This is a genomic window from Blautia wexlerae, from assembly GCF_013300825.1.
Lineage (GTDB): Bacteria > Bacillota > Clostridia > Lachnospirales > Lachnospiraceae > Blautia_A > Blautia_A wexlerae_B.
In genome coordinates, this window is record NZ_JAAIMY010000057.1 from 1 (window position 1) to 8,540 (window position 8,540).

General features: G+C 43.8%; 7 protein-coding genes and 3 pseudogenes. 1 reads left to right on the forward strand and 9 read right to left on the reverse strand.

Annotated features, from left to right (window positions below; all coding sequences use genetic code 11):
* Nucleotides 1–193, reverse strand: a pseudogene (locus G4417_RS16025) (DeoR family transcriptional regulator); the annotation flags it as partial.
* Nucleotides 190–378: a hypothetical protein gene (locus tag G4417_RS16030; RefSeq protein ID WP_002304353.1), complete on the reverse strand. Its 189-nt coding sequence runs from the start codon at nt 376–378 to the stop codon at nt 190–192. The pseudogene G4417_RS16025 and the gene G4417_RS16030, both read right to left, overlap by 4 nt.
* Before the next feature lie 483 nt (nt 379–861).
* On the opposite strand from G4417_RS16030, the gene G4417_RS16035 reads away from it, so the two are divergent.
* Nucleotides 862–1,668 carry a helix-turn-helix domain-containing protein gene (locus tag G4417_RS16035; RefSeq protein ID WP_173684183.1) on the forward strand — a complete coding sequence of 269 codons (807 nt, stop codon included), beginning with the start codon at nt 862–864 and terminating at the stop codon, nt 1,666–1,668.
* Nucleotides 1,669–1,957: 289 nt separating this feature from the next.
* Here G4417_RS16035 and G4417_RS16040 read toward each other — a convergent pair whose 3' ends face one another.
* The 7 genes and pseudogenes from G4417_RS16040 to G4417_RS16070 form a co-directional block, all read right to left on the reverse strand.
* Nucleotides 1,958–2,899: a DUF5301 domain-containing protein gene (locus G4417_RS16040; RefSeq protein WP_242990876.1), complete on the reverse strand. Its 942-nt coding sequence runs from the start codon at nt 2,897–2,899 to the stop codon at nt 1,958–1,960.
* A gap of 177 nt (nt 2,900–3,076) precedes the next feature.
* The gene (locus G4417_RS16045; protein ID WP_117762285.1) at nt 3,077–3,643 is read right to left on the reverse strand and encodes a CPBP family intramembrane glutamic endopeptidase; all 567 of its coding nucleotides are present in this window, start codon (nt 3,641–3,643) and stop codon (nt 3,077–3,079) included.
* A 47-nt stretch (nt 3,644–3,690) separates the two neighbouring features.
* The gene (locus G4417_RS16050; RefSeq protein ID WP_173684184.1) at nt 3,691–4,068 is read right to left on the reverse strand and encodes a TnpV protein; all 378 of its coding nucleotides are present in this window, start codon (nt 4,066–4,068) and stop codon (nt 3,691–3,693) included.
* On the reverse strand, nt 4,028–4,300 hold the full coding sequence (locus G4417_RS16055; protein ID WP_173684185.1) for a helix-turn-helix domain-containing protein: 273 nt from the start codon (nt 4,298–4,300) through the stop codon (nt 4,028–4,030). Before G4417_RS16055 ends, G4417_RS16050 begins: the two co-directional genes overlap by 41 nt.
* Before the next feature lie 161 nt (nt 4,301–4,461).
* Nucleotides 4,462–4,614: pseudogene (locus G4417_RS16060) on the reverse strand (Maff2 family mobile element protein); the annotation flags it as partial.
* A gap of 241 nt (nt 4,615–4,855) precedes the next feature.
* Nucleotides 4,856–6,382 (reverse strand): annotated as a pseudogene (locus G4417_RS16065) (VirD4-like conjugal transfer protein, CD1115 family); the annotation flags it as partial.
* 85 nt (nt 6,383–6,467) lie between these two features.
* On the reverse strand, nt 6,468–8,369 hold the full coding sequence (locus tag G4417_RS16070) for an AAA family ATPase (protein WP_173684187.1): 1,902 nt from the start codon (nt 8,367–8,369) through the stop codon (nt 6,468–6,470).
* Between the last annotated feature and the right edge of the window lie 171 nt (nt 8,370–8,540).

The following is an 8,540-nucleotide window of genomic DNA, read 5'->3' on the forward strand; positions in this document are numbered from 1 at the left end:
CGGCAATGGCTGTGACAGGGAAGCAGACAAACAGGATTCCGTTCTCGTCCTCCTGCCCTTTGGACAGCATAGCGTCCAGTATCCGGCAGTACATGACCTTTGCGGTGCTGCTGACCGGAAAGCCTGTCAACGCTCTGGGAAAAGGCATACAGGGCGGCAATGGTGTGTCTATCGTCATAAATTCAAAATTCATTCGGTGTGTTCCTCCTTTTTCTTTGCTCGTTTGGATAAATAACGGGGGCAGTCAATCACAACCGCCCGGAAGCTCTGCTTGCACCCATGCTGGCATTTCCGGCACAATTCGTTGTAAGTGACACGCCCCCGGTCATTGAGGTAAAAGGAAAGCTCATGCTTCCTCTTTTTGCTCATTCTCGGCATATTGTGTTTTCTCCCGTTTTCGTGTATGGTTTCGGGGCGATTTTCGGCAAAATTACGGTCATAGAGCCGCCTAAAATCTCCCGAAGTATCAGCGATAGGGTAGACTATCCCCCTATCAGATTGTCGTGTTTCGGTATCATTTCGGTGTCAGTTCGCCAGTTCTCCCCGGTGTCGTTCCTCCCCTGAATCTCACAGCGGCGTATCGCTCCCTTTGGTACGCTCGTTTTGGTCAGGGTTCCTCCATATCCCTGCCAAAAGTCATGACGCTACATCGCCGGGGAAGCATATCCCACACAGGCTGGTCATTCGATTGGAATAATCCATCGATGAACTACCTGTATCATAGAACATTTTTGTGCCCTATGCCGTATGTCCACAAAGTAGGAATTAGGGGTAAAAATCAGAAATTTCCACGATTGCGGAATTGATATGGTATAATCAATTCAACGGTTATAAATGTTGTCAGAAGGGGGAACTGCTTCAATGAACGGAGCTACTACAATACAGGAACGGCTAAAAGATTTACGATTAAACAAAGGATTAAAACTGGAAGAACTGGCAGAGCAAACGGGTATTTCAAAATCGGCTCTTGGCAGTTATGAAAAAGATGACTATAAGGAAATCAATCATGGCAACCTTATCCTGCTGGCAGATTTTTATGGGGTGTCCCTCGATTATCTCTTTTGCCGGACAGAGAACCGGGCGGAGATCAACACGCCATTAAGGGAGCTGCATTTGAGTGATGAGATGGTAGCACTTCTGAAAAGCGGTCGGATTAACAACCGTCTGCTCTGCGAACTTGCCATCCATAAGGACTTTATCAAGTTTCTTGCGGACATTGAGATTTATGTGGATGGGATTGCCACCATGCAGATTCAGAACCTCAACGCCCTTGTCGATACCGTCCGGCATGAAATCATTGAACGGTATCGCCCTGGCGAAGATGACCCCCATTTGAAAGTGTTGCAAGCCGCCCATATCAGCGATGATGAATATTTCAGTCAGATGGTACGGGATGACCTCAACCTCATTATCCGGGATATTCGAGAAGCCCACAAAAAGGACAGTGAAAGTGCACCCCAGACCACTGTTGCCAATGAACTGAAAGAAAATCTGGAAGCGGTCGAAAACTTCAAGGGCAGCCGGGATGAAAAGCTCGTTGTCCTTTACTGCAAACAGCTCGGCATCAACTATAAAAATCTGTCAGATGAAGAATTTCGCTGGCTGATTCGGATTCTCAAAAAATCAAAGAAAATGGGAACGCCTATCAGTCAGAGGAAAAAACGGTAAAGAAAAACCGCTGTTGCATGGTTTGTTGGCTTCCATGTAGCAGCGGTTTGTGCTGTGGTTATTCAGTTGATATTGTATAACTCCCTTTTCGGAAAAGTGTTCCCGCTGTTCATTTCCCAAATTTTAGTGTATATTCATACATTTTTTAATTTTTCGAGCAATTTGAGCAACTGTATCTTGGATTTTGCCTACTGAATATTGAGAAAATTTAGGCTGAGAATTGAAAAAGGCTATCCCTTTATTGAGACAGCCTTTTGAATTTAATTTAACTTATCTATCGTTTATTCTCTCATTCAGATTCTTCTCTGTATTCAAAGACGAACCACTTTTCATTCATATAAATTTCTATTGTATCGTCTGCTCCATACTGATAACCAAATCCACTTCCAAAATTAGACTGATTATCTTCTGTTGGTATTTCAGTTCCATCGACAGTTGATGTTATTTCTCCATCCATAGTGCCACAACGTGCATCCATGATGCTTTCTCTCCCTGTATCGTAGTATAATTTACCATCTATTCTTACCATAGGTATTCTATCCCACATGGCATTTGCTTCTGTCTGTTCTATCACGGTAATTTTATAAACCTCTCCTAATTGTGCAGGATATGATTCCATTATTTCTCCGTTATAGCTAATTTCTACGAAATCTCCAATTTGCAATTCAAGGTTCTCTTCGTTTGATATATAAAACTTATCTGCTGAATCAAGTTCCAAAGAACCATCTACCGGTTTTACTATTATTGAATCATGATTCGTTTCAATTACCGATGCCTGAAATGTTACCATTAGCGGTCTATTATCTGCCGAAGCAAGCATTTCAGTTATACAATTACCTAAAGCAGGCGTTGGTTTATAAATTCCTTGATATGGCTGTTCTACATATTCGATTCCTTTATCTACATAGTAAAAAAGAGTAGTTCCTGCCGCCCCATCACAATTTATATTGATCGTAATAGAATCTTTGTTGACCGGTGCATCATTGATTGATTGCTGACTGGTTGTTTCCATATCCATTAGCATAGATAAAAATTCATCAATAAACTCCGTAGCTTCACCTTCTGTGTTAGGTGATATAGCATATTTGTCACCGTCAGAGACACCAATCGATACAATATCCTCTCTGGCTGGCAATCTAATAGGATTCCCCTGTTCTTTTCTTCCACATGCACATAACATAATTGAAACAAAGTAGCAAAGACAAACAATACTGCATAATTTCTTTTTCATGGTCATAATCCTCCCCAAAATATATTTCGTATTATACGTTATCTAAGTGTATATTTCAATGTGTGGGAAATAGCCAGAACGTGTTTTTATGCATTGTGAATGCATGTTTATAGGCTCGTTTTCAGTGGGTACACAATTCCGAAAAGGGAGTTATATAAAGCGATAAACTGTAAGCTATCAATCGCCACTTAGGCGTGTTTTCCCAATAACAATGTAAAACAACGGTATCATTATAATCATTGCTGCTATGATATGTACATATATGAAACTTTGTGTTCCTGTAACAAGAAACAAACTTGTTATTGTATAATTCCATAACCAATGAAATCCTGTGGGCATCCAAATACTCTTTGTAGTGTAAAACATTTCATTGGCAAATATTCCATATAGAAAAGGAAAAATAAACATTACCAGAACAGAAATATTATCGGTATTAAAAATATGTGGTAGTGTAAAAATAAGTGCAGCTATTACGCAACTCAAATACTTATTTTTACATTTTTGCAGCAACAGCCCAAAAATAATTCCTCTAAAAATAACTTCTTCAATAAAGGACACGAAAAAGTAAAATATGAATTTCCCTTTATGATTCATCAACAGTGATAAAAAATCAGTATCTTGAAGAATTATATTTGATTTGACTGATGAATAAACTATAAACAATACAATGATTGGCATTATAGCTCCAACTGCAAAATTCAGAAAATCTATTTTTCTAAAATATAACCCTATGCTTTTTAACATGACGCACCTTTTAACCTCTGATTTGTCATAATCCTGACACCATACTATTATGAATAAATTATCTCATGCAAAACAATTTCTTCTGCCCGATTGTGGATATTATTGCACCGCCGCACCCATTCCATTTGACGGGTACACTTTAATTCCTCGGTCACGCCCTCGGCAGTTTTCATCTGCTCTATGATGGTGTCTATCCGCTCCTGTGCCTGTTCGTTCAGGTTTGCAAGATATGTCCATAGCTCTCCGGTCAATATCAATGTGTTCAATCTGGCTGGGTGGACTTCTCTCAAATATTCCCGGTGCATCCGTCCATACTTTCCGATGGGGCGGTGTTCCTCCGGCAGCTTCAAATCTGGGATGTAGTAATCTCCGACAAGGATATAATCAATTCCGTTTTTCGTTATTCTTGGTTTCAATTCGCTCATGTTCCTTACCTCCTGTGGAAGCAGGCTCGTCTGGTACTAACTCAATCACATCGGTAATCTCACAATTCAGCGTTTCGCAGATACGGGCTAATGTATCCATACTGATGTGCTTTCCCTCTTTGCTCATGTTGGCAATCATATTCGTTGTCATACCGGCGGCAAGCCTTAAATCTTCTTTTCTCATATCACGCTCTAACAGTGTGTGCCAGAGCGGTTTATAGCTGATATGCATATTGCTTTCCTGCCTTTCTATCCATACCACCGGGGCGGCTGCCCCGGCAGGAACTTTTCTCTTATTATAGCACCAATCTTGTGTAATCACAATTTATTCTTGTAGACTGCCGCTGATACCGTCTGGATTGTGCTTTTCCTTTCTTTTTGTTCCCTTTAATTAGCCATGAGCTGTTTTATTCCTTGTGACTTTGCACCCGGATTGTCCGTTCCATATCCTTCCAGCAGATTGATCACTCCCCAGGCTGCAAGTCCGGCTCCGATCGCACAAACCAATGTTTTTAAGGTCGTAATTGCCGTTGTAAAAAATGCCATAAGTGTACCTTTGGAAAACTTACATTTTCCAGTCCTTTCTTAGATTTTTTCCAGAAATGGAAGAAAACACTATATAAACCCTGCCTTTTGTGCTACACTAAGCATAGGATTTTCTACTTGGAAAATTCCTCACACGTACAGTCGGTATATTCATTTTCGTCGATGGATACCGACTGTTCCCTTTTTCCAAATTATTCATGATTTCCTCCCATGATCCACTTCCCGACAATTTGTCGAGAAGTTACATCTGATACAATTCCACTTCATCCTCTGGTTTCAGTATCAGATTAGTACTCAGATGTTTTTCAATATCAAAGGTATTCTTTTTGTCATAATCGGACAGATATTTGTAGTTTTTATGTTTGCAAATATCGTATTTATTTGAGAAAAATGGTCTGACACCTCTCACCTGCAGAATACATTTTCCCCCGTCCATGACTGCTATTTCATCTTGGCTCATCAACTCCTTTCCTGTTTTCTGGTAGTTCATTCCATAAGACCGCTGACTGCCTCTCGTATCCGATGTGTTATAAAGATCTATGGTTTCTTTTCCCAAAATCTCCGCTATTTCCTTTAATGTCGTTTTTTCCTTTCCACCCAGGAATAAGGTCGTATCACAGTTCCCTTCGATGGTATCGGCATTATCCTTATAAATTGCTTTAAGCTGAGACTTTGACTGCAAAATAATAGAAGCTGAGATTTCCCGGCTTCTAATCGTAGCAATCAGTTTTTCGAATTTAGGAATTTGTCCGATGTTCGCAAACTCGTCCAGGAGACACCGCACATGAATTGGAAGTCTGCCTCCATATACATCATCAGCTCTGTCACAGAGCAGATTAAAAAGCTGTGTGTACATAATAGAAACAATAAAATTAAAGGTATCATCGGTATCTGAAATAATAACAAACAATGCAGTTTTCCTGTCACCAACCAGATCCAGTTCCAGTTCGTCATAACTCATAAGCTCCCGCAGTTCCGCAATATCAAAGGGTGCGAGTCTTGCACCACAACTGATCAGAATAGATTTTGCTGTCTTACCGGCGGCCAGCTTGTATTTTTTGTACTGCCTTACCGCAAAATGGTTCGGGTCTTTCTGCTCCAGTTCATCAAACATCAGATCTACTGGATTCTTGAAATTCTCATCATCTTCCCTGGCTTCTGACGCATTGATCATTTCCAACAGAGTATTAAAATTTTTTTCTTCTTCCCTGCCTTCATACCAGATATAGCCAATCAGGGCACAATAATAGAGTTTTTCCGCCTTTACCCAAAAATCCTCACCTGATTGCTGCCCTTCACCTTTGGTATTAGCAATAATGGTTGTTACCAGTTTTAGAATATCTTTTTCACTGCGGATATATACAAATGGATTATAGTGCATGGATTTTTTGAAGTTAATTGTATTCAAAACTTTGATTTTATACGGTTCATATATAACTTTTCCCTCTTTGTCCCGCATGATTTTTCCATTCTCATCCGTCATTGGACTGCCTTTTGCCAGCATACTGCCAACTTCCAGAAGCACAGTTCCCTTTGGATCAGTAATCACATAAGAGCTGTGCATCTGCATAATGTTAGGCTTTACAAAAAATCTGGTTTTTCCAGAACCGGAACCGCCAATTACCAGAATGTTTTTATTCCTGGCGTATTTCGGATTCTTTGGTCTGCTTGACATAGTAAGACTCTCTGTTTCTGTGAGAATAATATTATTTTCAAATTCAGGATCAGCATATGGTCGTATATCTTTTTCTGTTCCCCATGAAGCGTTTTGTCAAGTGCTTTTTTGAGTTATTGACGCAAATCATCGTGAAAGTGCGAAAGTGCAAAGTGCAAAGGGTCTGCGTTTTGCACTTTCAGCTTGCGGGTTCGGGTGGCTGCTTCTTCTTGATGAAGTTGTACCATTGACCGCCGACACGCCTTGCGCCTAAAATGCCGCCCATGTTGCGCTTGGCGTTCTGTACCGTCCTCTCGGATATTCCGGCTTCGGCTGCGGCTTTTACAATGTCCTCGCTGGCAAGCTCTTTCCCGTCTGCCAGTAAATCCAGTATCAGCCGTTCCACCTGTTCGGTCTTGGTGGCGGTGTTCCCGCCCGCGCCGGACAGCAGCTCGTCGGCGGTTATATCATATTCGCCTATCCACGAAAAGCCCGTTTCCGGGTCAAGGCAAAAGGCAACGGGCTTGCCCTCCGGCGCAAGGGAAGATTTGTCATGGACGATAACGCGCACATTCGGTTCTCGCTTCACGCGCCCGATCAGCAGGACGCTCCTTGCTGCGGCGCGGAAGTCAATAGAACCTAAACCCCGGTATGCGCTCTGTCCTCCGGCGGCTTTGTTCAGGTGTCCGATAAGGATAACGGCGCACCCGGTACGCTCCGCAACTTCGGCAAGGCGGCGAAAAATGGGGCGCACCTCGTTTGCCTTGTTCATGTCGGCTTTGTCGCCCATATACGCCTGTATGGGGTCAAGGATAATCAGACGCGCTCTATTCTGCGTGATTGCCTTTTCTATGCGCTCGTCGGACAGGGTAAGCTCCCGTTTTGCTTCATCAATCACAAGCACGCGGTCAAGGTCGGCTTCGGCTTCTATTAAGCGGGGCTTGACGGTATCGCCCAGCCCGTCCTCGGCGGTCTGGTAAATTACTTGGAATGGCGGCAAGGGCTTCATTCCCGGCAGCGTTCCCCCGGTGGTGCAGGCGGCGGCAAGGCGTAGGGCAAAGGTGGTCTTGCCCTCGCCGGGATTGCCTTGCACAATGGTTACTTTCCCAAAGGGAATATACGGCTCCCATAGCCATTCAACGGTCTGTGTATCAACCTCGCTCATTCGGATAATCTCAACGGTTTCTTCCTGCGGCGGCTCTTTCAAGCCGTAAATCGCTTCCCGGATATACTTCCCGTCCGCGATTTCTGCCCGGTGCTGCAATACCTCGTTCCAGTCCTTGTAAAGCGGCACAAGGCGGTGGACGGTCAAGCCCTCCGGCACAAGCTCTGCAAGGCGGCTGCAAGCATCGTTTCCGGCTTGGTCACTGTCAAGGCAGAGATAGACGGTCTGAATGTCTGGACGGTCAGAGAGGAAGCGTAAGAGGGCTTTCTCGCCTACGCCGCCCAACGATAAATAGCTCTGCTTCTGCCAGCCCTTTTTGAACAGGCAGAGGAAAGATAAGAGGTCTATCGGGGCTTCAAAGACAAACAACCTTTCGCCCTCGCCACGGTAGCAGAAGTTAAAGGATTTGTCGCTGCCTTTCACATCAAGCCGAAAACTCCCGGCTGTGCCGCGCTGATGGGCGTATCGCGGTATGCCGCTTTCATCTCTGCCGACGAATACGGCGTTATGGTGGGCGGCTTCCTCGTAAATGTCGCCATTGGAAAGAAAAAAGCCCGTCACATCTTCATCAATGCGGCGGGCTGCTGTGAGGTAGTTCCTCGCTATGCGGTTGTCGGTGCTGCGGGGTGGCAGTCGGAAGTCGGATAGGGGCGCGGGGCAATGTCTGTCCGGCGGCGGGGCGGCTCCTTTTTCGCCTGTCAGCAGTTCAACGGCTTCGGTGAAGCTCTTGCCGAAAAACTCCATGACAAAATCAACGGGGCCGCCGCCCTTGCTCTGGCTGTGCCTGTACCATTTGTTTCCCCGGACGGTCAAGCTGTCGTGCCGTTTCCAACGGTATTCATTCCCGGCGCGGGTAAGCTGCTCGCCCTGTGATTGCAGGAAAGAAACAAGGTCGGCTTGGTTGGCGCGGTCTATCTGCTCTTGGGTGTAATACATGGTTAATACCTCTCTTTCTGTGGTTGAATTGTTCATAGTTTTGAAGTAAAATAAAGTCAACAAACTTGAATTTATATAATTATTCCTCTAACTTTCCCCATTTTATAGGCTTTCCTGCCTGTCCATTAGTGAAATGATATGTAGTTTCCCTTATTTTTGCCCTTATGAGAT

Coding starts and splice junctions, on each gene's coding strand:
- G4417_RS16030 (WP_002304353.1), bottom strand. CDS start 378: ATGCCGAGAATGAGCAAAAAGAGGAAGCATGAGCTTTCCTTTTACCTC.
- G4417_RS16035 (WP_173684183.1), top strand. CDS start 862: ATGAACGGAGCTACTACAATACAGGAACGGCTAAAAGATTTACGATTA.
- G4417_RS16040 (WP_242990876.1), bottom strand. CDS start 2,899: ATGAAAAAGAAATTATGCAGTATTGTTTGTCTTTGCTACTTTGTTTCA.
- G4417_RS16045 (WP_117762285.1), bottom strand. CDS start 3,643: ATGTTAAAAAGCATAGGGTTATATTTTAGAAAAATAGATTTTCTGAAT.
- G4417_RS16050 (WP_173684184.1), bottom strand. CDS start 4,068: ATGAGCGAATTGAAACCAAGAATAACGAAAAACGGAATTGATTATATC.
- G4417_RS16055 (WP_173684185.1), bottom strand. CDS start 4,300: ATGCATATCAGCTATAAACCGCTCTGGCACACACTGTTAGAGCGTGAT.
- G4417_RS16070 (WP_173684187.1), bottom strand. CDS start 8,369: ATGTATTACACCCAAGAGCAGATAGACCGCGCCAACCAAGCCGACCTT.